Source organism: Flexivirga meconopsidis, from assembly GCF_026162425.1.
Classification (GTDB): domain Bacteria; phylum Actinomycetota; class Actinomycetes; order Actinomycetales; family Dermatophilaceae; genus Flexivirga; species Flexivirga meconopsidis.
The window spans coordinates 317,028-338,983 of record NZ_JAOBQJ010000004.1 but is presented as its reverse complement, the minus strand read 5'-3'; the positions used below and the strand labels follow the sequence as shown (position 1 = coordinate 338,983).

Below are 21,956 nucleotides of genomic sequence, written 5' to 3'. Positions count from 1 at the left end.
CAGACTGCGAGCATGACCACCGTGGATGCACCGACGATCGAGGACACCGCCGCCGACGTGCTCGGCGTGCTCGCCGGCCCGGACGCGCGGTTGCGGCCTGGGCAGCTGGAGGCGCTGCAGGCGCTGACACAGCCCGGCGCGCGGGTGCTGGTGGTGCAGGCGACCGGCTGGGGCAAGTCGGCGGTCTACTGGATCGCCACCTCGTGGATCCGACGCGCCGGCGGCGGGCCGACGCTCGTGGTGTCGCCGCTGCTGTCGCTGATGCGCGACCAGGTGGCCGCCGCCGAGCGCGCCGGCCTGCGGGCGGCGACGCTCAACAGCTCCAATTTCGATGCCTGGCAACAGATCGAGGACGACCTGGCCGCCGGTGAGATCGACGTGTTGCTGGTGTCGCCGGAGCGATTGGCCAATCCCGGCTTCGGCGCCCGGGTGCTGGAGTCGCTGGCCGGTTCGCTCGGTCTGGTGGTGATCGACGAGGCACACTCGGTGTCGGACTGGGGCCACGACTTCCGGCCCGACTACCGACGGGTGACCGACGTGCTGCGGCGGCTCAACCCGCAGACGCCGGTGCTGGCGACAACCGCGACCGCCAACTCGCGGGTAGTGACCGATGTCGCCGAGCAGTTCGGCGACGACACCGTGGTGTTGCGCGGACCGCTGGCCAGGTCGAGCCTGCAACTTGCGGTGCTGCCGATGATGGACCCGCTGCAGCGCTACGCCTGGGTGGTCGACCACCTGCCGCAGTTGCCCGGCTCCGGCATCGTCTACACGCTCACCGTCGCCGATGCGGAGCGCCTGACCGAGGCGCTGCAGCGGCGCTATGCCGACACCCCCGGTATGACGGTGGCGGCATACACCGGCGGCCTTGACAGCGCCGACCGCGAGCGGCTCGAGGAGGACCTGCGCGCCAACCGGGTCAAGGCACTGGTCGCGACCTCGGCACTCGGCATGGGTTACGACAAGCCGGATCTCGGCTTCGTGGTGCACGTCGGCGCGCCGCCGTCACCGGTGTCCTACTACCAGCAGGTCGGTCGTGCCGGGCGTGCGATCGACCACGCGCTCGTCGCGCTGCTGCCGTCGGCCGGCGACGACGCCGTGTGGGACTACTTCGCCACCGCGACGATCCCGAAGGAGCCGCAGGTGCGCCGGCTGCTCGACGTGCTCGAAGCGGCCGACGCACCGATGTCAGTGCCGGCTCTGGAGGCCGAGACCGGCCTGCGCCGCAGCCGGGTCGAGCTCTTGCTCAAACAGCTTGCGGTGGACGGCGTCACCGAGCGGCTGACCGACGGCTGGCGGGCCACCGGCACGGCGTGGGAGTTCGACCAGGCGCACTACGACGGGGTGCTGGCAGTCCGCCGCCGGGAAGCCGACATCATGCGCAGCTACCTGCGCGGTGAGCAGTGCCTGATGCAGTTGCTGCAACAGTCGCTGGACGACCCGCAAGCCGAGCCATGTGGTCGCTGCTCGGTGTGCCTGGGCAAGCTGCCGGAGCCGCTCGGCGCGACCGCCGACCCACAAACGGTGGCCGCGGTGCGCGAGGTGCTGCGCGCAGAAGAGCATCTGCTGGAGCCGCGCAAGATGTGGCCCGGCGGATCGTTCGGCGCGCGGGGCAAGATCCCCGCCGCGCTGGCCGCCGACGAGGGCCGGGTGATCGTCCACGCTGACGCCGCCGAGTGGGGTGATCTGCTTGCCGGTGCGCTACGCCGGGACGCGCCGCCACCGCAAGACCTGCTCGCGGCCGGGGTCGCGACCCTCAGCCGCTGGAGCGGCGCGTGGGCGACCCGTCCCGAGGTGATCATCGGGCTGTCGGCAGCCGGTCATCCGCACCTGGTGTCGGGTGTGGCGGACCATCTCGGCACGGTCGGCCGACTGCCGACGGCATCCTGGCCGCTCGACGTGCGCGTGCCCGACGACCTGACGTCGTCGGACGAGGCGGCGTTCTGGCGAAAAACACTGGGGGAGAGCGACATTCCGGACGTTGCCGACAAAGCCGTGTTGTTGGTCGTCGATGAGTCGTCGTCCGGTTGGGTGATCACCGTCGCTGCGGCCACGTTGCGCGAGCAGGGGGCGACCGCCGTCCTGCCACTCCTGCTGCACCGAACCGTGGGCTAGGTCGATACCGTCGGCGCATGCGCGCTCTCACGGTCATTCCGCAGAAGAAGGACTCGCTGTCGGTGCAGGACATGCCCGACCCCGATCAAGCCCTCGGTGATGTGCTCGTCGACGGCCTGCAGGTCGGCGTGTGCGGCACCGACCACGAACTCGCCGAAGGTCTCTACGGCTGGGCCCCGCCCGGCTCCGATCGGCTGATCATCGGTCACGAATCCCTCGGCCGGGTCCGGGAGGCGCCGGACGGCAGCGGCTTCGCCCCCGGCGACCTCATCGTCGGCGTCGTCCGGATGCCCGACCCGGTGCCGTGCGGCGCGTGCGCTCACGGGGAGTGGGACATGTGCCGCAACGGTGAGTACACCGAGCACGGCATCAAGGAAGTCGCCGGGTTCGCAGCACAGCAATGGCGGGTGCAGAGCAAGCACGCGGTGAAGCTCGACGCATCGCTGGAGTCGGTGGGCGTGCTCATGGAGCCGACCACGATCGTCGCCAAGGCGTGGGAGCAGGTCGACAAGATCGGCGGCCGCGCCTGGTTCGAGCCGAAGTCGGTGCTGATCACCGGCGCCGGACCGATCGGCTTGCTCGCCGCAATGATCGGCGTCCAGCGCGGCCTCGACGTCCACGTGCTCGACCGCAACTCCGGCGGCCCGAAGCCGAGGCTGGTCGCCGACCTCGGCGCGACCTACCACACCGAGCCGATCGACCAGGTCCTCGAGTCGGTGAAACCCGACGTGGTCATCGAGGGCACCGGAGCGACCGCGGTCATCGCCGCCGTCCTCGCCGCCGCGAAGCCGTATGTCGTGACCGTCCTCACCGGCATCTCCAACCCGGGCGACAAGGTCGACCTCGACCTGGGTGCGATCAATCGTGACGCGGTGCTCGGCAATGCCGCGATCGTGGGCTCGGTCAATGCCAACCTGCGGCACTACGAGCTTGCCGCCAAGGCGCTGGCCGACGCCGACCGTTCCTGGCTCGAGCGGCTGATCACCCGCCGGGTCCCGTTGGAGCAGTATGCCGACGCCTTCACCAAGCAGCCGGATGACGTGAAGGTCGTCATCACCCTCGGCTAGTCGGCAGGGTCGAGCTGGTTGGCCAGACCGAGGGCGGCATTGATGGTCCGCGGGAACCCGGCATACGGCAATGCCTGCAGGACAACCTCGCCCAATTCCTTTGCGGTCACGCCCTGTTCGCGGGCCGCGGCGGCATGCGCCCGGAGCTGGCGGCCACTGTCGCCGAGTGCGATCAATGCACCGAGGACCACCAGTTCGCGGTCGCGGCGGGACAGCCCGGAGCGGTGCAGGACGGTCTCGTGCGCGAACTCCCGGGCGTATCTGCCGAGATCGGGCAGCACCCGTTCGAGGGTTGTGTATGCCGGGGCACGCAGTTCCTGTGCAGACTCCGCGTCGCCGGACGCCGGCGTCGCGTGCTCGGCAATGAAGGCGAGCACCCGCTCCCACGCGTCCCGACTTGCCGCGGCCCACTCGGAGGCGGAGCGATCGAAGAACGAGTGCGGCGCACCGTCATACACCTGCTGCTGGTGCGGCACGCCTGCCTCGGTCAGGTCCCGTTCGAACTGCTCGGAGCGGTCCCGGGAGGTGGCAACGTCCGCTCCCGCGACCAACAGCAGCATCGGGCGGTGCAGCCGGTCCAGCTCCGGCTGCACAAGATCCGGATTGCCGTAGAAACCGACGACTCCCGCCAGCGGCAGGTCCGAGGCGGACAACAGCCAGGACTGGCTCCCGCCGAAACAGAAGCCGACCGTGTAGGCGTCGCGCACCTTGTGCCGGGCCAGGGCGTCCAACGCCGCGGCGACGACCGGTTGCACCGTGGCGGGATCCACCTTCGGCAGCTTCGCCTGCCAGTCGAAGTCGTCGTCCCTCGCGGGGTCGTCGGTCAGGTGCCCGTAATAGTCCACCACGACCGCGTGCAGACCGGCCTCGGCGAAGCGCACGGCCAGCCGGCGGTAGAACTCGTGTGCACCGCGCACGTCGGGCAGGATGACCACGCCGCGCCGGCTCGGTGCTGCCGGATGGGCTTCGTAGGCCACGCTGCGCACGCCGGCGGCGGTGCTGAGGAAGAACTCTCCGTGATCCTCGGTCGGAGTGACCACCGGCGGGCTGGGCGGCTGGGACTGGCTGGAATGGCACATGATTTGCGACTCCTCGTCGGCGTGCTGCACGTCGTGGACGGCTCCACCGTGGTCGGCCCGACCGGCGACCCGGAAGGCCCGGTCGATACGCGTACTGCCAGGTCCCTTGCGGGCGGTGACCGCTCCCGACGACACTTCTCGGCATGGCGGTGGCGACCAACGAGCTCGGGGCGTTCCTCACCCACCTGCGAGCTCGCCAACAGCCTGCCGACCACGGCGTGGTCGTCACCGCCCGCCGCCGGGTGAGCGGACTGCGCCGCGAAGAAGCTGCGCAGTTGATCGGGGTGAGCAGCGAGTACTACGCCCGCCTCGAACGCGGCATCGCCCGGTCGCCCTCGCCGGCCGTGCTCGACTCGATCGCCGCCGTGTTCGGCCTCAGTCCGATCGAGCTGGCGCACCTGCGGCAGCTGGCGGCACCGGTGCCGCACCGGGCGAAGGCAACACGTCAAAGGTCGGCTAGCCGGTCGCTCCGGCCGCAGTTGCGTGGACTACTGGACGCCATGCCCGGGCCGGCACTGGTGTCCAACCACCGCTTCGACGTGCTCGGCGCCAACCGCCTCGCCAAGGCGGTGTTCTTCGATTTCGACAGCGCGCATCAGGCAAACCTGGCCCGGTTTCTGTTCGCCGATCCCGAGAGCATGCGCAGGTATCGCGACTGGCCGCAGATCGCGGAGGCAACCGTCGGACAGTTGCGCGTTGCCAGAGCGCGTTACCCGCACGACGAGCAGTTGGAGCAGCTGGTGTCCGACCTGATGACCGATGGACACCACTTCGCCCGGCTCTGGCGCGGCCGGGACGTCGCCGAACGTTCCTTCGGCACGAAGCGCTTCTGGCTCGACGCCGTGGGCGCCCTCGACCTGGACTACGAAAACCTCGAGCTGCCGGAGGATCGCGCGCTCCGACTCGTGGTTTTCCACGCCCCGCCGGGCAGCGCCGCCCACGACCAGTTGCGGATCCTCGCCTCGCTCGACGCCCCCTCTGTCGATCGAGCCGCTGGCCGCTCGGCGGTCGCCTCCGACTGAGGGCTCGCCCGACGTTGTCAGTGCTCTCGGCGACAATGGCGCGGTGCGTTCTACGGCGAGCATCCTCCACCTGGATCTCGACGCATTCTTCGCCGCGGTGGAGCAGCGGGACAAGCCGTCTTTGCGGGGCAAGCCGGTCTGCGTCGGCGGCATCGGCCCGCGCGGCGTGGTCGCGACCGCGTCCTACGAGGCGCGGGTTTTCGGTGCCCGGTCGGCGATGCCGACCGCCGAGGCGCGACGGCGCTGCCCGGCGGGCACGGCGTTCCTGCACCCACGCGGTGACGCCTACCGCAAGTCGAGCCGGATCGTCATGGAGCTGCTGCACGAGCTGTCACCGATCGTCGAGCAGGTCAGCGTCGACGAGGCGTATGTCGACCTCGCCGCCGGTGACCTGACCGACCTGTCGACCGATGGTGTCCGCGCTGCCGCGCACCAGCTGATCGACCAAATCCGCGATGCGACAGGCGGATTGACCGCTTCCGCGGGCATCGCCTCCTCCAAGATGCTGGCCAAGATCGGCTCCGACCTCGAGAAGCCGCAAGGCCTGGTCGTCATACCCCCGGGCCGCGAGCTGGAGACCCTCGCCCCGCTGTCGGTGCGGGTGATCGCCGGCATCGGCCCCATGACTGCAGCCCGGTTGCGCACGTTCGGAGTCGAGACGGTCGCCGATCTGCAACGCATGGAGCGCACCGACCTGGTCAGCATCTTCGGCACTGCCCACGGCGGCAGCCTGCACGAGCTCGCCCGCGCCCGGGACGACCGCGACGTCGTCGTCGAACGGGAGGCCAAGAGCGTGTCGGCCGAGGAGACCTTCCAGACCGACGTGGTGGACCGGTCGGTGCTCGAGGCCGAGCTGACCAGCCTCGCCCGGCGGACTGCCGCACGCCTCGCACAGTCGGCCGCCTTCGCCCGGACGATCACGATCAAGGCGCGACAACACGACTTCTCGACGCAGACCAGGTCGGAGACGTTGTTGCACCCGACGGGTGACGCCGGCGTGATCTTGGATGTCGCACGCCGGTTGCTCGACGGCGTCGACGTCTCGAACGGCCTGCGGTTGCTCGGAGTTGGCGTCTCCGGGTTGAGCACCCACTCGCAGGAGCGGCTGCGGTTCGACGATCAGCAAGAGCTCGCCGACCCGCTGCCGCTCGGCATCGACGACGACGCCGAGGTGCCGGCCACGCCCGCAGGGGATGTACGACGAAAGCCCGGCCCGGCCGCCTACGTCGGTGGCGGCCCGCCCTCCTGGTGGCCGGGGCAGGACGTCGCGCACACCGAGCACGGCGCGGGTTGGGTCTGGGGCAGCGGTCTCGGCAGGGTGACCGTGCGGTTCGAGGGCCCGCGTAGCGAACCCGGCAGGGTGCGCACCTTCGCCGCCGACGATCCGCAGCTTTCGGTCGCCGAGCCACCGCAGTGGTGAAATCCGATTGACCGGTGCCCGACGATGGACTGATGCGCAGCTATGAGGATCTCGTCGCCGAGGCCGATGCCGCCGACGTCAGCGGCTGGGGCTTCGACTGGCTCACCGGCCGAGCGACCGAGGAGCGACCACCCTGGGGCTACGCGGGCTTGCTGGCCGACGCGCTGGCGGGCGCCGACTCGGCGCTGGACCTGCAGACCGGCGGCGGTGAGGTCGTCGGCGAGGCGCCCCTGCTGCCGCGCCGGATGGCCGTCACCGAAGGCTGGCCACCCAACCTCGAGCGTGCGCGAAAGGCGCTGGCACCACGTGGCGTCGAGGTGGTGGACGCCGACCAGGACGCACCGCTGCCGTTCGCCGATGCGAGCTTCCAGTTGGTCAGCGCCCGCCACCCGGTGTGGACCAACTGGGCCGAGATCGACCGGGTGCTCGTGCCCGGAGGCCGCTACCTCGGTCAGCACGTCGGGCCGGCATCCGGCTTCGAACTCATCGAGCGGTTCCTGGGGCCGCTGCCGGAAGAGGTCCGTCGCGCGCGCAGTGCCGACCAAGACCGAGCCGGTGCCACCGCTGCCGGCCTGGTGGTCGACGAGATCCGCAGCGCGCGTTGTCTCCTCGAGTTCTTCGACATCGGTGCGGTCGCCTGGACGCTGCGCAAGCTGGTCTGGTGGGTGCCCGACTTCAGCTCCGAGCGGTATGCCGGCACGCTCCGCGAGCTGGACGCGCTGATCCGGCGGGACGGTGCCTTTGTCGCGCACTCGACGCGCCTGCTGGTGCGCGCCCACAAACCCGCAGGGGACCTCCGCGGCTGACGGCTGCGGGCGTCACGCCAGGCCGCGGGTGACCTGTGGGGGAGTGCGCCGGTCCTGGATCGCCGCGACCATCTCGAGCGCCTGCCGGGTCTCCGCGACGTTGTGCGCCCGGAAAACCGAGGCGCCGTGCCAGGCCGACAGCGCGGTCGCGGCGAGGGTGCCGACCAGCCGCTCACCGGGCGGCAGACCGCCGAGCGCCTCACCGACGAAGTCCTTGTTGGACAGCGCCACCAGCACCGGCCAACCGGTCGCGACGAGTTCGTCGAGCCGCCGGGTGAGGGTCAGCGAGTGCCAGGTGTTCTTGCCGAAGTCGTGCGTCGGGTCGAGCAGGATGCCGTCCCTCGGCAGCCCGCGCGCAACGAGCGACTTGGCGCGGGCCGTGGTGTCGGCGATGACGTCGGCCACGACATCGTCATAGCGCACCCGGTAGGGGCGGGAGCGCGGCGTGGCTCCACCGGTGTGTGAGCAGACGTAACCGGCGCCGAATTCGATTGCCACATCTGCGAGTTCGGGATCATGACCGGCCCAGGTGTCGTTGAGCAGATCGGCTCCCGCGTCGCAGGCTGCGGCACCGACCTCGTGCCGCCAGGTGTCGACGCTGATGACGACGTCGGGGAAGCGTTCGCGCAACGACGCCACGAACGGCACCACCCGCCGGGTCTCCTCGGCGACGTCGACGTCGTCGCCGACACCGGCCTTGACCCCGCCGATGTCGAGAATGTCCGCACCGTCGCGCACTGCGGCCTCCGCGGCACGCAGGGCGGCGTCGTCGGCGAAGGTCGCCCCGCGGTCGTAGAACGAGTCGGGCGTGCGGTTCACGATCGCCATGATCAGGGCGCGGTCGGTCCGGGTCGGGCGCCCGCGGAAGCTGATCGGCATGTGCGCAGCGTAATCACCGGCACCGCTTACCCTTGCTGACGTGCTGCGCCGTGCCGTCATCGTCCCCGACGCCCCGGCGCTCGTGCCTGCGCTGGGCGGAGCCGGCTCACCCGCGCTGCAGACGGTTCGTGACGCGATGATCCGTGCGGTCGGCCCCGGCGACCCCGACGGCCCCGGAGGCCGCTGGACCGCGGTCGGCCCGGGGGAGCGCAGCCGGCTGATCGGCACCGGCACCGGTGCGCGGCTGGCGTCATACGGACGTGAGGGGGAGCTCGGTCTGTCGGAGGCGCCGAGCGCGCACGAGGACAACCCGGAGCCGGCCCTGTTGGTCGCTGCGTGGCTGCGCGAGACCGCCCGGCTGCCGGGTATGACGGTGCAACTCGTCGGCCCCGACGCGTCGGCGCAAGAGTGCGCCGTGCTCGGCACGCAACTCGCCGCGGACACCGACACGCTGCTGGTGCTCGGCAGCGGCAGCTTCACCTGGGAGCCGGGCGACGGCACCGACCACACCGACCATCGGGTAGACACCGAGGTGCGGCGCGCCCTTGCCGCCGGGGACACCGCGCCGCTGGCCGCATTGGACGCGACCGAGTGCGACGGGGTGCACGCCGGCGGACGCGCGCCGTGGCAGGTGCTCGCGGGCGCGGTCGACGGAGCCCGCGTGACGGCGGACCTGCTCTACAGCGACGCACCGTTCGGGGTGCGCTACCACGTGGCGACCTGGGACCTCACGCGTTAGCGTCGTCCAGGAACCAGCCGTGCACCATGCCGGCCGGACGGCCGCGCTCGACGAAGTATTCGGTGCCGAAGCTGCCGTCGAAGACCTCCTTCGGCATGCTCATGAAGCCGCCGATGTCGGAGACCTGACTGCGGTGCGCCTCCATCGACGCGCGGATGCGATCGAGGTAGTCGGAAACGTCGACAGCCCAATGTATTTCGGCTTCCGGAGTGCCCATCGGGTTGCCGTCGTCCATCGGACCGTCCGGGTCGAAGGGAAGGTCGAGCCCGGCCGCCTTGGCGGCCTGCACGGCAGCACGCAGCGCATCGCGGTTGGCGGTCTCCTCCAGCACGCGCGGTGACCGCGCGGCCAGCTCGGTGGCCCGGTAGGTCACCGCGTGCACCTTCACGTGGTCGGGATGACCGTAGTTGCCGTGCCAGTCATAGCCGATGAGCACGTCGGCGCGCTCGTCGTCGAGGATCGCGGCGAGACGGGTGGCAGCCTCGTCGACCGGTGCGCAGTGGAAGGAGTCGGGTGCGGCGTTCTGCTCCCAGCCGGTCATCCCGGAGTCGTGGTAGCCGAGCCAGGCAACCCGCGCGGTGCCGGTGGCCCGCGCGGACTGCTCCGCCTCGGCGCGACGTCGGTCGCGGAGGGTCTCACCGGGCGCGAGGTCGTCGGGCACCTCGCCATGCTCGCCGCCGGTGGCGTAGACGACGACCACGCGGTGGCCCTCGTCGCTGGCTTTCGCCATCGCGCCGGCGGTCTGGGATGCTTCGTCGTCCGGATGGGCGTGGAAGAACACAATGGTCGACACCCGCACATCCTGACAGCGACGACCGACACCGAGGAGGCCGAGGTATGCCGGAACCGCATCCCCTCACCGGGCAACAGTTCGCGTCCCCGGTGCCTCCCGGCACTGGCTGGCCCGGCGACACCGCCGACGCCGACACACCGGTCGCCCGGAACGCCCGAGATGTCGCCCGGCTTGCCCGCACTGCCGACTCGGTGCCCGAGCTCGGCACGCTCATCTCGGTATGCCGGGCCTGCCCCCGCCTGGTCGCATGGCGGGAGGAGGTGGCCACGACCGGCCGGCGCAGGTCCTTCGCCGGTGAGCCCTACTGGGGTCGACCGACCCCCGACTTCGGAGACCCGGATGCGACGCGGCTGATCGTCGGTCTCGCACCGGCTGCCAACGGCGCCAACCGGACCGGCCGGATGTTCACCGGTGACCGGTCGGGCGACTGGATCTACGCCGCGCTCCATCGCGGCGGCTTCGCCACTCAGCCGACCTCGGAGGCTGCGGGAGATGGCCTGGCACTAAAGGGGATTCGCATCGCGGCGGCCGTGCACTGTGCGCCACCGGCGAACAAACCGACGACGACGGAGCGCGACACCTGCGGGCAGTGGCTGGTGCGCGAGCTGCACCTGTCGCAGGAGCGGCTGCGCGTCATACTGGCGCTCGGGTCGTTCGGTTGGGACGCGGCGCTGGCGGCTGCCCGGGCGGCCGGCTGGCAGGTGCCGCGGCCGAAGCCGAAGTTCGGGCACGGTGCGACGGCCACGCTCACCACAGCCGACGGGCGGGCGGTGCAACTGATCGGCAGCTACCACGTCAGTCAGCAGAACACCTTCACCGGCAAGCTGACCGAGCAGATGCTCGACGACGTGATCGCGCGGGTGCGTGAGCTCGGCTAGGCGCTGAGCAGCCGCCAGACGGCGTCCCGCGCCGCGGGCAGGTCGACCGGCTCGCCGGCGAGCGTGGCGAGTGCGTCGGTGAGCGGCCAGCGGACCAGCGACCCATAGCGGGCGGAGTAGATGCCAATGGCATCGATGCGGTGGTCGTCGGTGCGGTCGAACAGCGCGTAGGCCACGAGCTGGTAGATGTCGGTGCGCGGCAGCCTGTCGATGCGGGCGTGCGTGCGCGGATCACGCCGTCCCAGGCGGGTTTTCAGGTCGAGCAGGAGACCGCCCGCGATGAGATCGGCGTCGGCCGGCATGAGGCGCGACGCCGCGAACGTCGGCCCCAGGTTGTATGGCGGGAGCAGCTCAGGCAGCAGTCGCTCGCCGGCGATCGCGGCCAGCTTCTGCAGCTGGCGGCGCGCGTCGGGTGAGGCGAGCCGGAGCAGGGTGTCGGCGGTGAAGCGTTGGGTGCGCAGCAGGGGCACCAGCGGTGAGTCCGGCGGCACCCCGCCTTCGCGGTAGACGCTGGTGGTGAGGGCGAGCGCCCAACAGGCAGAGACGGATTCGGCCGACGTGGGCGACGTCTGCTGCGCGACCTCGACCACCTGCGCGATCGCGTCGAGGCAGGGCGGCAGGCCGGCAAACCCGTAATAGGCGATCTCCGGGACGTAGTCGGCGTCGAGCGCGAAGCGCACCCCGAAGTCGAAGGCGGCGCCGATCGCCGCCGGGTCGGCAGGTCCACCGGGGACGAGCAGGGTGCTGGCGCGGTCGCGATAGTCGGCCTGCAGCGCCCGGACGTCGCCGAAGTGCTGGTCCAGGAATCGTCGCAGCGGCGACCGTCGATTGCGAATCGCGCTGGTGAGGTTGGGATCTCGGTGGCTACTCAAGGCGCGCTCATTCTAGGGTCCGGCCCCGCACTAGTGCCTTGAGTCAGAAATAGAACAGGTGCGGAGCGGGCACTAGGGTGGGCGACCGTGACCACTCGCATCGCGATCGTCGGCGGCGGCATCGCCGGGCTGACGCTCGCGGCCGCGCTCGATCCGCGGCAGTTCGAGGTCGTCGTGCACGAGGCCGAGCCATTCCGGGCCGGGTTCGGCAGCGCACTCGGCCTCTGGTCGGGCGCCCGACGCGTGTTGCGCCGGATCGGCGCGTTGCCGTCGCCGGTTGATCGCGCGACCCAGGGGAGTCTCTTCGCCGTCGACGGGCGGCGCCGGGCGCGACTGCGGGCGGCCGGGCCTGCTCTGGTGGACCGGCCGGCGCTGCTCGCCGCCCTCGACGCGGCGGTGCCGGCGAGCGTGCGGCGCATCACCGAGGAAGTCACCGACCCGGCCGCGCTGGACGCGGACCTGGTGGTCGGCGCCGATGGCGTGCGCAGCCGGGTGCGTGGCCTGGTGCAACGCTCGGCCGCGGAGCGGATCGACACCGGCTACCTGACCCTGCGAGGGATTGCACCTGGCGCGCCGAAAACCACTGACATCGGCGAATATTGGGGGCGTGGCCTGCTCGCCGGAGTCGCCGCGATCCCGGGGGAGCGGACCTACTGGTTCACCGCGCACCGCAGCGAGTTGACCGAGCCGCTGCTCGCGGCCGACGCAGTGGGCGAGACGCGGGAGCGCTTCGCGGACGCGGCTCCCGTCATACGGCGATTGCTGGAGGAAGCCGGCCCGGAGACGCTCGCCACGCGGCTCTGGGTGACCCCACCGATGCATCGCTACGTGCGCGATCGCTATCTGGTGATCGGGGATGCCGCGCACGCGATGCTGCCCAACCTGGGGCGTGGCGCGTGCACGGCGATCGTCGACGCGGGCACCCTCGCCGCCGCCCTTAATTTCGGCCACGACCTGTGGCGGTGGGAGGCGCGTCGCCTGCCTGCGACGCAGCTGGCGCGGGCAGGGTCGGCGGGCGTCATGCGGCTGGCGACTCTCGCGCCCTGAGGCGCCGCTCAGTGCAGGAATTTCAGTCCGGCGACGCACGCGACGATGCCGCCGATCAGCAGCATGCGCACCAGCGTCGCAGGTTCCTCGCCGGTCGCCATCGCGTAGATGACGGTGAGCGAGGCGCCGATGCCGGTCCAGACCGCGTATGCCGTGCCGGTCGGCAGGTCGCGCATGGCGTAGGCGAGACCGCCCATGCTGAGCACGACCGCGACGACGAAGACGGCGGACGGCCAGAGGCGGGTGAAGCCCTCCGATTTGCCGAGGGCCGTGGCCCAGACGGCTTCGAGGACTCCGGCGGCGACGAGAATGATCCAGGACATGACAGCACTCCTCCAAGGAGTCGTCTTGTCGCTGTCCGGGTACGACGCCGCTCGTCCGGGGCCGAGCCCATGAGGGCGGCCTGGTTCGAGGCTCGCACGTGCGTGCGCGGCGGGCAAATCGGCGCACTCGGCCGCTTCGGGCGAGTATGCCGGTCCCGCTCGCGCCAACCCTGACGGTCAGTCGGCCGCCGCTTTGGCACCGAGCCGGGGTTTGATCCACGCCACGAGTTGCGACTCGGGGACGGCGCCGACCTGCCGGTCGACCGGCTTGCCGTCCTCGATGAGCACCAGCAGCGGGATGCTGAGCGCCTCGAACCGCTGGGCGAGCGCGGGATTCTCGTCGACGTTGACCTTGACGACCTTGAGCTTGCCGGCGTAACGGGCGGCGAGCTTCTCGAGCACGGGCGAGATCATCCGGCAGGGACCGCACCACGGTGCCCAGAAGTCGACCAGCACCGGCACCGAACTCGTCGTCTCGGCGTCGAAGCTGCTCTGGTCGGCGGTCACCACCCATGGCAGCGGCCTGTGACACTTCGCGCACCGCGGAATGCCCTTGGCGATCGGGCGCACCCGGTTTGCCGTGCCGCAGTGCGGACACTTGATGACGGTGCCGTCGGTGCTGGCCATGCGTAACCTCCCGGAGCAACTCGGTGCCGCAATGCTAGTGCGGGAGAGGCCTCTTGCGCCGACGAACGGTCATTCGGCGACGGTGGGGCGCCAGTCCGTGCGCGCGGCCCAGGCCTCTGCGGCCGTCATCAGTAGTGGTTGCGCGGTTGCCTTGACCTGTCCGTACGCCATGAGGTCGGTCGGCACGCTCTCGGCCAGCCGCTCCTTGAAGGCTCCCCAGGTCTGGCGGCATGCGTCGTCGGCGCGAAGAAAGTCCCGGAAGAGCAGGGCGTAACGAGCAGTGGCCGAATCCACTTGCCGGATATGCACATTCATCGACCTGCCGCCCACCGGAGGAGCAAAGACCAGCTTCGGCCAGATCCGGCCGTCCAGTTGCTCGTCACGGTTCCACGGCTCCGGCCGCAGCCGAAAACCTTCTCGTCGCAATGAGTCGACCTCAATCGCATCGATGTCGGCCACCCGCACCATCATGTCGAGACAGTCCTTGGCAGGCAGTCCGGGCACAGCGGTCGAGCCGATGTGGTCCACTGCGAGAGCATCGGGCATCAGCCCGCGCAGTCGATCGGCGAGATCGATCCCTTCGGCCGCCCAGCCGACGTTGTATGGCGAGACGATCACCCGCCGCGCGAACTCCTCGTCCGGGAAGGGCATCCGTCAGCGCGCCTTCGCCTGACGCACCAGGCCGCCGCCGATGATCAGTCGCTGGATCTCACTGGTGCCCTCGTAGAGGCGCAACAGCCGCACGTCGCGGTAGATCCGCTCGACGGCGAGGTCGCGCAGGTAGCCGGAGCCGCCATGGATCTGCACCGCGAGATCGGCTGTCGTTCCTGCCATTTCGGTGCAGAAGAGCTTCGCGACCGAGGGGCCGATGCGGCGGTCCTCGCCGGAGACGTACTTGGCGGCGGTGTCGCGCACGAGCGCCCGACCGGCAAGGACCCCGGTCTGCTGATCGGCGAGCATCGCCTGGACGAGCTGGAAGTCGCCGATCGGCGTGCCGCCCTGCGTCGCGACCGCGGCGTGCGCGAGCGACTCGTCGAGCGCGCGCTGCGCCGTACCCACCGCCAGCGCCGCGATGTGCACCCGGCCTCGCGCGAGCGACGCCATCGCGGCCCGGTAGCCGGCATCGACGTCCCCGCCGACGAGCGCCGCCGCGGGCACCCGGACGCCGTCGAAGCGCACGTTCGCCGTCCACGCGCCCTCCTGGCCCATCTTCTTGTCCTTCGGCGCGACCTCGACACCCGGCGTGCCGGCCGGGACGAGGAAGACCGCGATGCCCGGGCCGGACTCGTCGGCGGGCCGGGTGCGCGCGAAGGTGACGAAGAGGTCGGCCAGCGGGGCGTTGGTGATGAAGCACTTCTCGCCGTCGATGACCCAGTCGTCGCCGTCTCGAATCGCCTTGGTGCGCAACCCGGCTGGGTTGGACCCGGCTCCGGGCTCGGTGAGTGCGAACGACGCCACCACCGCCCCGGAGGCGAGCCGCTCCAGCCATTCTTGCTTCTGCTCATCGGTGCCGAAGCCGACGAGCACCTGACCGGCGATGCCGTTGTTGGTGCCGAACATCGAGCGTACGGCGAGGCTGGTGTAGCCGAACTCGAGTGCGAACTCGACGTCTTGGGTCAGATCCAGTCCGAGGCCACCCCACTGCTGCGGGATGGCATATCCGAACAAGCCCATTTCCTTGGCCTGCGCGCGCAGGTCGTCCGGGATGGCGTCGGCATCGGCAATTTCGTTCTCCCGCGGCACAACTCGGGTCCGGATCCACTGCCGCACCTGCGCCAGGATCGGCTGGAAGTCCTCGTCGCTGATCTCGGACAACGTCGTCTCCTCGGCTCGGGTTGGGCACTGCTCCGCCAGCTCCGCACCTTAGACCGGCCGGTGCGACGGGTGCGTCATCGGACTCATAGGCTGACAACGCTTCTGCGGCCGTCGCCGATCCTCGGCTGCACCCTGCACTGGGAGGTCAGCATGTCGGACACGGCCGGGTATGCCGCGTACTTCGCGAGCGAACAGACGTCGACCGGCGAACTGCTGCACCCACTGGAGCTGGCGCGGAGCGGCTGGAACCCCAAGCACCTGCGCGGACCCGCCGTGACCGGAATCCTCGCGCGCGCCACCGAACTCGGCACGAGGGACGACATGTCCGGCCTGCGCCCTGCGCGGCTGTCGATCGACCTGTTCCGTCCTGCTCGTATGGCGCCGTCATACACCCGCGTGGAGGTGGTGCAGCGCGGCCGGCGGCTCGGGCTCGTCGATGCGCAACTCCGCCAGGGTGATGAGGTGGTGGCCCGCGCGCACACGCTCTTTCTCGCGCCGGGCGCGGACGCGACCGGGCAGGTGTGGCACCCGGATCGGCGACCACCGGAACTGCCGCCGGCAGACCTGCTACCGGACGACGGCGGGCGCTACTACCGCAGCGGTGACGCACCGTGGTCGAGCGAGGCTCTCGACCACCTCAACGGCGACCGCAAGCGCGTCTGGCAGCTGCCGGTGCCGTTGGTCGAGGGGGAGGCGCCGACATCCTTCCAGCAGCTCGGGATTGCCGCCGACATGACCAACCTGGTCGTGCACTGGGGCACCCACGGGGTGGAGCACATCAACGCCGACGCGAGCGTGACGTTCGCCCGCCTGCCGGTCGGCGGAGGCATCGGCCTGGTCGCCGAGGACCGCATCGCACACGACGGGATCTCGATCGGCACCGCCGCCTACTACGACCGCGAGGGTGTCTTCGGACACGCGGCGCTGAGCACGCTCGCGAACGGGGGCCTCTCGGTGCGCCCGGGTGAGTCACCGCGGGCCTGACCCGGGACCGGCGGCCGCCGCAACAGCAAATCGGCGGCCCAGCACGAAGCCGGGCCGCCGATCCCACCAGTGTCCGGAGGGGGACTTGAACCCCCACCCCCGTTAAGGGACTAGCACCTCAAGCTAGCGCGTCTGCCATTCCGCCACCCGGACAAATGGGTGCGTCAGCAGGCGGAAACCGCCTGGCCAACGACCGGAAACACTAGCACGGAGAGGGCGAAACTCCCGCATCGGCGCCTGCCCCTGCAAGGATCGGCGGGCAACACCCCTGACCCCGGACCGGCCCCATCCCGAGAGGACCCGTCATGCCCGAGCAGTTGCACGTCACCCACGAGTTCCGCACGTCCCGGCAACGTCTCTTCCGCGCGTTCGTCGACCCGGCCGAGCTGGCCGCCTGGTTCGGCCCCGAGGGCTTCCATGTGCCCGAGGACAGCGTCACCGTCGAGCCGCGCCAGGGCGGCGCGTGGCGGCTCACGATGGTCGCCGACGACAACCCGGAGCTGAAATCGCCGGTCGAGGCGACGCTCACCGAGTTCACCGCCGACCAGACGCTGGTCGGCACCGAGCAGGTCACTGGTTTCCCCGGCCTGGAGGACGGCACCGCCGTCACGCTGCGGCTGGAATTCGCCGACGCGCCTGCCGGCACGCAGCTGTCGGTGACCCAGGGACCCTTCCCGGACGACATGGTCGAGCAGGCGAAGGCCGGCTGGGAGAGCTCCTTCGGCAAGCTCGAGAAGCTGGTCAGCCCGCCCAGCTGAGGCCGCCCCACAAGACACTCGTGGGGTATGACGGGAGCCCCGTCATACCCCACGAATCTGCTTGTGGCGCAACCGCGCTCAGACGGACAGGCCGAAGTCCTGGATGACGCCGGCGAGTCCGGTCGAGTAGCCCTGGCCGACCGCGCGGAACTTCCACTCGCCGTTGTTGCGGTAGAGCTCGCCGAAGACCAGCGCGGTCTCGGTGGCCGCGTCCTCGCCGAGGTCGTAGCGCGCACCCTTGTCGGCGTTGTTCGGGTCGTCGGCGTCGAAGACCCGGATGAACGCATCGGAGACCTGACCGAAGTTCTGGCCGCGGCTGTCGGCCTGGTCGATGGACGCCACGAACGCGATCCGGTCGACGTCCGCGGAGATCTGACCGAGGTTGAGCTTGATCTGCTCGTCGTCGCCCTCGCCCTCACCGGTGCGGTTGTCACCGAGGTGCTGCACCGAGCCGTTGTCGCCGGTGAGGTTGTTGTAGAAGACGAAATCGCTTTGCTGGCGCACCTTTCCGTCCGCGCCGAGGATCAGCACGGAGGCGTCGAGGTCGAACTGCGCGCCATCGGTGGTGCGCGGGTTCCAGCCCAGGCCGACGATCGCCGTCGACATCCCCGGCGCGGCCTTCTCCAGTGAGATGTTGGCGCCCTTGCTCAGATTGACCGGCATGATCTTCCCTTCGTGAACCTTCGAACGAACTTCGAGTCTTCCTCTTCGACAGCGACGCTAGCGCGTCGAAGGTTCCGGCGCCGCCGACACCTGCACGACGAGCTTGCCGAAGTTGTCCCCGCGCAGCAGCCCCTGGAAGGCGCTGACCGCGTTGTCCAAGCCCTCGACGACGTCCTCCCGGTAGCGCACCTTGCCGTCCGCCACCCACGCGGTCATGTCGCGGCGGAAGTCGCCGAGCTGGTCCTTGACGAACTCGCTCTGGATGAAGCCGCGCACGGTCAGGCTCTTGGTGAGGATCGTGCGCATCAGCAGACCGAGGCGGTCGGGTCCGGCCGGCGCCTCTGTCGCGTTGTATGACGCGATCAGCCCGCACACCGGCACCCGCGCGTAGGTGTTGAGTCGGGGGAGCACCGCGTCGAAGACCGGACCTCCGACGTTCTCGAAGTAGACGTCGATGCCGTCCGGTGTCGCCGCCTTGAGCTGCTCCTTGAAGTCGGGCGCGCGGTGGTCGATGGCCGCGTCGAAGCCCAGGTCGTGCAGATAGGCGACCTTCGCCGGGCCGCCCGCAATGCCGACCGCACGCGCGCCCTTGAGCTGGGCGATCTGCCCGACCGCCGAACCGACCGGGCCGGTCGCGGCGGCGACCACCACGGTCTCGCCCGGCTTCGGCCGGCCGATCGTCAGCAACCCCGAATACGCAGTGAAACCAGGCATTCCGAGCACCCCGAGCGCCGTCGAGAGTGGAGCGGCGTGCGGGTCGAGCGGGACGAGATGACCGGTGCCCTCCACCGAATGCGTCTGCCACCCGCCGTAGCCGAGCACGTAGTCACCGGGCTTGAAGTTGTCGTCGCGGGACTCCACGACGCGCGACACCGTCGCCCCGACCATCGTGCCGCCGATCGGGACCGGCTCGGCATACGACTTGGCATCGCTCATCCGGCCGCGCATGTAGGGGTCGAGCGAGAGATAGATCGTCTCGAGCGACACCTGCCCGTCCTGCGGGGCGGGCAGCTCGACCGTCTCGGTGCGGAAGTCTGCGGCGGTGGGTTCGCCTTGGGGGCGGGCGGCCAGCACGATGCGCGTTGTCTGCATGGCCCCCATTCAACTCCGCCCGTATGTCGGGGGCTGCGGGCACACTGCACACATGCTGCTGCACGACGTCATCACCACCTCGGCGCAGGTCGGCGCCACCCGGTCCCGGGACGCCAAGCGAGCCGCGGTCGCGGACGCCCTGCGGCGCGCCGACGGCGACGAGGTGCTGCTCGTCGCGGCCTACCTGGCGGGGGTGCTGCCACAGCGGCGCATCGGCGTCGGGTGGCGCGGTCTGCGCGAGCTGGCAGTGCCTGCCGAGCAGCCGGCGGTCACCGTGACCGAGCTCGACACGGCCCTGACCGAGATCGGCTCACAGAACGGCGCGGGCTCCGCGGGGCGCCGAAAGACGTTGGTAGCAGACCTTTTCGGGCGGTTGACCGCCGACGAGCAGCAGTTCGTCGCGCGACTCATCGGCGGCGAGCTGCGGCAGGGAGCCGGCGACGGGGTGATGCTCGCGGCGATCGCCGCCGCCAGCGGCGTGCCCGAGCCCGCGATCCGGCGGGCGGTCATGCTGGCCGGGTATGCCGCACCGGTCGCCCAGGCCGCGCTGCGCGGCGGACTGCCAGAGGTCGAGCAGATCGGTCTCGTCGTCGGCCGACCGGTGCGCCCGATGCTCGCCGGGAGCGCGCCCACGGTCGCCGAGGCGATCGACGGGGAGACGCTCGACCCGGGGGCGCTGGACAGGGCCGCGCAGCAGGTGGAGGTGAAGCTCGACGGCATCCGGGTACAGGCGCACAAGCTCGGCGACGACGTGCGGCTGTTCACCCGCAGCCTGGAGGAGATCACCGACCGGCTGCCGGAGGTGGTCGAGATCGTCCGCGCACTGCCCGCGGAGACCGCCGTGCTCGACGGTGAGGCGATCGCACTGCGCGCCGACGGGCGACCGGAGTCGTTCCAGGTCACCGGCGCCCGCACGGCCAGCCAGGGCGACACGGCGCAGCTGCGCGAGCAGGTGCCGGTGACGCCGATGTTCTTCGACCTGCTGCACGTCGACGGCGAGGATCTGATCGATCAGCCGCTCGCCGACCGGCAGCGCCGGATGGACGCCCTGGTGCCGCAGCGCTGCCGCGTGCCACGGCAGCAGATCACCGATCCCGACGGCGCGCAGCGGTTCTTCGACGATCAGGTCGCCGCTGGTCACGAGGGCGTGGTCGTCAAGGCGCTCGGCTCGGCATACGCAGCGGGCAGGAGGGGTGCCGGCTGGGTCAAGGTCAAACCCAGGCACACCCTCGACCTGGTGGTGCTCGCGGTCGAGTGGGGCAGCGGCCGGCGCAAGGGGCTGCTGTCCAACATCCACCTCGGCGCCCGCGACCCGCAAACCGGCGAATTCATCATGCTCGGAAAGACTTTCAAGGGTATGACGGACGAGATGCTGCGCTGGCAGACGGAGCGCTTCACCGAGCTGGCCACCGACACCGGCGACTGGGTGGTGCGCGTCCGGCCCGAGCAGGTCGTCGAGATCGCCTTCGACGGGCTGCAGCGCTCGACCCGCTACCCGGGCGGGATCGCGCTCCGCTTCGCCCGGGTGCTGCGCTATCGCGACGACAAGACCGCCGACGAGGCCGACACCATCCAGACGGTGCGGGCCCTCGGCGGCGCGTGAGCGCGCGTGGCAGGCTGGGAGGCATGACGTCCCAGGACTCCGCAAAGACCGAAGAGCACCCGTCCGCCGAGGACGAGGTGGTGCGCATCTGCCAGGACCTGATCGGCTTCGACACCAGCAATTACGGCGACGGCAGCGGCCCGGGGGAGCGCAAGGCCGCCGAATACGTCATGGGCGAGCTGACCGAGGTCGGCCTCGACCCGGTGCTGCTGGAGAGCGAGCCCGGACGGGCGTCGGTGCTGGTGCGCATCGAGGGCGAGGACTCCGAGCGCGGCGGTCTCGCCGTGCACGGTCACCTCGACGTAGTGCCGGCGAATGCCGATGACTGGCAGGTCGATCCGTTCGGCGCCGAGATCAAGGACGGCTGCGTCTGGGGCCGCGGCGCGGTCGACATGAAGGACATGGACGCGATGATCCTTGCCTGCGTGCGTGAGCTGGCCCGCAGCGGCCGCAAGCCGCCGCGCGATCTGGTGATCGGCTTCCTCGCCGACGAAGAGGCCGGGGGAGTCAAGGGCAGCCACTGGCTGGTCGACAACCACGCCGACCAGTTCGAGGGCGTCACCGAGGCGATCAGCGAGGTGGGCGGCTACTCGGTCACCTTCGACGGCAAGCAGGGCCAGCAGCGCGCCTACCTGCTGCAGACCGCCGAGAAGGGCATCGCCTGGCTGCGGTTGCGGGCGCACGGACGCGCCGGGCATGGTTCGGTGCCCAACGACGACAACGCCGTGGTGCACCTGGCCCAGGCCATCGCCCGCATCAACCAGCACGTCTGGCCGCGCGAATACATCGCGTCGGTGCGCCAGTTGCTCGACGGGCTGAGCGACCTGACCGGTGCGTCATACACCGACGACGAGCTGGGTCCGCTGCTTGAAAACCTCGGCGGCGCAAAGGGATTCGTGGAAGGAACGCTGCGCGACACGTCGAACTTCACGATGCTCGATGCCGGCTACAAACACAACGTGATCCCACAATCGGCCAGCGCGTCGCTCGACTGCCGCTTCTTGCCCGGCCACGAGGACGACCTCATGACCACCATCCGCGAGCTCGCCGGCGAGCACGTCGACGTCGAGGTGGTGCACCGCGACATCGCGCTCGACGCACCGTTCGACGCCCCGTTGGTCGAGAAGATGAAGTCCGCGCTGCTCGCCGAGGACCCGGCCGCCGCCGTGCTGCCCTACTGCCTGTCCGGCGGCACCGACAACAAGGCGCTCAAGCGGCTCGGCATCACCGGTTACGGCTTCGCGCCGCTGCAGTTGCCGGCCGACCTCGACTTCGCCCCGATGTTCCACGGCATCGACGAGCGGGTCCCGCTGGACTCGCTGCGCTTCGGCGCGCGCGTGCTCGGAAAGTTCCTCGCCGATTGCTGAGTCGCGTGGC

22 protein-coding genes, 1 tRNA gene and 1 riboswitch are annotated in these 21,956 nt (G+C 70.5%); of the genes, 12 read left to right on the top strand and 11 right to left on the bottom strand.

The genetic code is table 11. The features are described 5' to 3' along the window. Positions 1-12: 12 nt before the first annotated feature. Both N2M23_RS15150 and N2M23_RS15145 read left to right on the top strand, forming a co-directional pair. On the top strand, positions 13-2,112 hold the full coding sequence (locus tag N2M23_RS15150; protein WP_265446589.1) for a RecQ family ATP-dependent DNA helicase: 2,100 nt from the start codon (positions 13-15) through the stop codon (positions 2,110-2,112). Between the two features lie 17 nt (positions 2,113-2,129). Beyond that, a complete protein-coding gene (locus tag N2M23_RS15145; RefSeq protein WP_265446587.1) occupies positions 2,130-3,179 on the top strand; it encodes a glucose 1-dehydrogenase in 1,050 nt (349 codons plus the stop codon). Here the strand turns inward: N2M23_RS15145 and N2M23_RS15140 are convergent. Continuing rightward, positions 3,176-4,258, bottom strand: a complete 1,083-nt coding sequence (locus N2M23_RS15140) for a dienelactone hydrolase family protein (protein ID WP_265446586.1) — start codon at positions 4,256-4,258, stop codon at positions 3,176-3,178. The two genes, N2M23_RS15145 and N2M23_RS15140, sit on opposite strands and share 4 nt — an antisense overlap. A gap of 143 nt (positions 4,259-4,401) precedes the next feature. Here N2M23_RS15140 and N2M23_RS15135 point away from each other — a divergent pair, with 143 nt between their 5' ends. The 3 genes from N2M23_RS15135 to N2M23_RS15125 are packed head-to-tail and all read left to right on the top strand — an operon-like array spanning position 4,402 to position 7,506. After that, the gene (locus tag N2M23_RS15135) at positions 4,402-5,280 is read left to right on the top strand and encodes a helix-turn-helix domain-containing protein (protein WP_265446584.1); all 879 of its coding nucleotides are present in this window, start codon (positions 4,402-4,404) and stop codon (positions 5,278-5,280) included. Positions 5,281-5,323: 43 nt separating this feature from the next. Next, on the top strand, positions 5,324-6,700 hold the full coding sequence (locus N2M23_RS15130; protein WP_265446582.1) for a DNA polymerase IV: 1,377 nt from the start codon (positions 5,324-5,326) through the stop codon (positions 6,698-6,700). A 32-nt stretch (positions 6,701-6,732) separates the two neighbouring features. Beyond that, positions 6,733-7,506 carry a methyltransferase domain-containing protein gene (locus tag N2M23_RS15125; protein WP_265446580.1) on the top strand — a complete coding sequence of 258 codons (774 nt, stop codon included), beginning with the start codon at positions 6,733-6,735 and terminating at the stop codon, positions 7,504-7,506. Positions 7,507-7,518: 12 nt separating this feature from the next. Here the strand turns inward: N2M23_RS15125 and folP are convergent, their stop codons facing one another. Continuing rightward, positions 7,519-8,385, bottom strand: coding sequence for a dihydropteroate synthase (gene folP / locus N2M23_RS15120; protein ID WP_265446578.1), 867 nt, complete (start codon positions 8,383-8,385; stop codon positions 7,519-7,521). 40 nt (positions 8,386-8,425) lie between these two features. On the opposite strand from folP, the gene N2M23_RS15115 reads away from it, so the two are divergent. Further along, on the top strand, positions 8,426-9,124 hold the full coding sequence (locus N2M23_RS15115) for a class III extradiol ring-cleavage dioxygenase family protein (protein WP_265446577.1): 699 nt from the start codon (positions 8,426-8,428) through the stop codon (positions 9,122-9,124). Here N2M23_RS15115 and N2M23_RS15110 read toward each other — a convergent pair. Continuing rightward, on the bottom strand, positions 9,114-9,917 hold the full coding sequence (locus tag N2M23_RS15110) for a PIG-L deacetylase family protein (protein WP_265446576.1): 804 nt from the start codon (positions 9,915-9,917) through the stop codon (positions 9,114-9,116). The genes N2M23_RS15115 and N2M23_RS15110 overlap by 11 nt on opposite strands. A gap of 44 nt (positions 9,918-9,961) precedes the next feature. On the opposite strand from N2M23_RS15110, the gene N2M23_RS15105 reads away from it, so the two are divergent. Continuing rightward, positions 9,962-10,795 (top strand): uracil-DNA glycosylase, encoded by an 834-nt coding sequence (locus N2M23_RS15105; RefSeq protein ID WP_265446574.1) that lies wholly within the window; start codon positions 9,962-9,964, stop codon positions 10,793-10,795. Here the strand turns inward: N2M23_RS15105 and N2M23_RS15100 are convergent. Continuing rightward, complete coding sequence (locus tag N2M23_RS15100) at positions 10,792-11,667, bottom strand: hypothetical protein (RefSeq protein WP_265446572.1); 876 nt, start codon at positions 11,665-11,667, stop codon at positions 10,792-10,794. The two genes, N2M23_RS15105 and N2M23_RS15100, sit on opposite strands and share 4 nt — an antisense overlap. 87 nt (positions 11,668-11,754) lie before the next feature. Between N2M23_RS15100 and N2M23_RS15095 the strand changes: the two genes are divergently transcribed. After that, on the top strand, positions 11,755-12,714 hold the full coding sequence (locus N2M23_RS15095) for an FAD-dependent oxidoreductase (protein WP_265446570.1): 960 nt from the start codon (positions 11,755-11,757) through the stop codon (positions 12,712-12,714). Positions 12,715-12,722: 8 nt separating this feature from the next. On the opposite strand, the gene N2M23_RS15090 is transcribed toward N2M23_RS15095, so the two are convergent. From N2M23_RS15090 to N2M23_RS15075, 4 genes are all read right to left on the bottom strand, one after another. Continuing rightward, positions 12,723-13,037 carry a DMT family transporter gene (locus N2M23_RS15090; RefSeq protein WP_265446568.1) on the bottom strand — a complete coding sequence of 105 codons (315 nt, stop codon included), beginning with the start codon at positions 13,035-13,037 and terminating at the stop codon, positions 12,723-12,725. Positions 13,038-13,051: 14 nt separating this feature from the next. Next, positions 13,052-13,122, bottom strand: a riboswitch (guanidine-III (ykkC-III) riboswitch). A 92-nt stretch (positions 13,123-13,214) separates the two neighbouring features. Beyond that, entirely contained in the window at positions 13,215-13,664 is a 450-nt protein-coding gene (trxA, locus tag N2M23_RS15085) for a thioredoxin (protein ID WP_265446567.1), read from the bottom strand. A gap of 69 nt (positions 13,665-13,733) precedes the next feature. Next, positions 13,734-14,315, bottom strand: a complete 582-nt coding sequence (locus N2M23_RS15080; RefSeq protein ID WP_265446566.1) for a GrpB family protein — start codon at positions 14,313-14,315, stop codon at positions 13,734-13,736. Positions 14,316-14,318: 3 nt separating this feature from the next. Continuing rightward, a complete protein-coding gene (locus tag N2M23_RS15075) occupies positions 14,319-15,479 on the bottom strand; it encodes an acyl-CoA dehydrogenase family protein (RefSeq protein WP_265446565.1) in 1,161 nt (386 codons plus the stop codon). Positions 15,480-15,629: 150 nt separating this feature from the next. Here N2M23_RS15075 and N2M23_RS15070 point away from each other — a divergent pair, with 150 nt between their 5' ends. Continuing rightward, positions 15,630-16,463: an acyl-CoA thioesterase domain-containing protein gene (locus tag N2M23_RS15070; protein ID WP_265446564.1), complete on the top strand. Its 834-nt coding sequence runs from the start codon at positions 15,630-15,632 to the stop codon at positions 16,461-16,463. 70 nt (positions 16,464-16,533) lie between these two features. On the opposite strand, the gene N2M23_RS15065 is transcribed toward N2M23_RS15070, so the two are convergent. Beyond that, positions 16,534-16,616 (bottom strand) — tRNA-Leu (locus tag N2M23_RS15065). A 152-nt stretch (positions 16,617-16,768) separates the two neighbouring features. On the opposite strand from N2M23_RS15065, the gene N2M23_RS15060 reads away from it, so the two are divergent. Further along, entirely contained in the window at positions 16,769-17,221 is a 453-nt protein-coding gene (locus N2M23_RS15060; RefSeq protein ID WP_265446562.1) for an SRPBCC family protein, read from the top strand. Positions 17,222-17,299: 78 nt separating this feature from the next. Here the strand turns inward: N2M23_RS15060 and N2M23_RS15055 are convergent, their stop codons facing one another. Further along, positions 17,300-17,884: a TerD family protein gene (locus tag N2M23_RS15055; RefSeq protein ID WP_265446561.1), complete on the bottom strand. Its 585-nt coding sequence runs from the start codon at positions 17,882-17,884 to the stop codon at positions 17,300-17,302. 57 nt (positions 17,885-17,941) lie between these two features. Beyond that, the gene (locus N2M23_RS15050; protein ID WP_265446560.1) at positions 17,942-18,976 is read right to left on the bottom strand and encodes an NADP-dependent oxidoreductase; all 1,035 of its coding nucleotides are present in this window, start codon (positions 18,974-18,976) and stop codon (positions 17,942-17,944) included. A gap of 52 nt (positions 18,977-19,028) precedes the next feature. Here N2M23_RS15050 and N2M23_RS15045 point away from each other — a divergent pair, with 52 nt between their 5' ends. Both N2M23_RS15045 and N2M23_RS15040 read left to right on the top strand, forming a co-directional pair. Next, positions 19,029-20,579: an ATP-dependent DNA ligase gene (locus tag N2M23_RS15045; protein ID WP_265446558.1), complete on the top strand. Its 1,551-nt coding sequence runs from the start codon at positions 19,029-19,031 to the stop codon at positions 20,577-20,579. A 23-nt stretch (positions 20,580-20,602) separates the two neighbouring features. Then, complete coding sequence (locus N2M23_RS15040; protein WP_265446556.1) at positions 20,603-21,946, top strand: M20/M25/M40 family metallo-hydrolase; 1,344 nt, start codon at positions 20,603-20,605, stop codon at positions 21,944-21,946. Positions 21,947-21,956 lie beyond the last annotated feature (10 nt).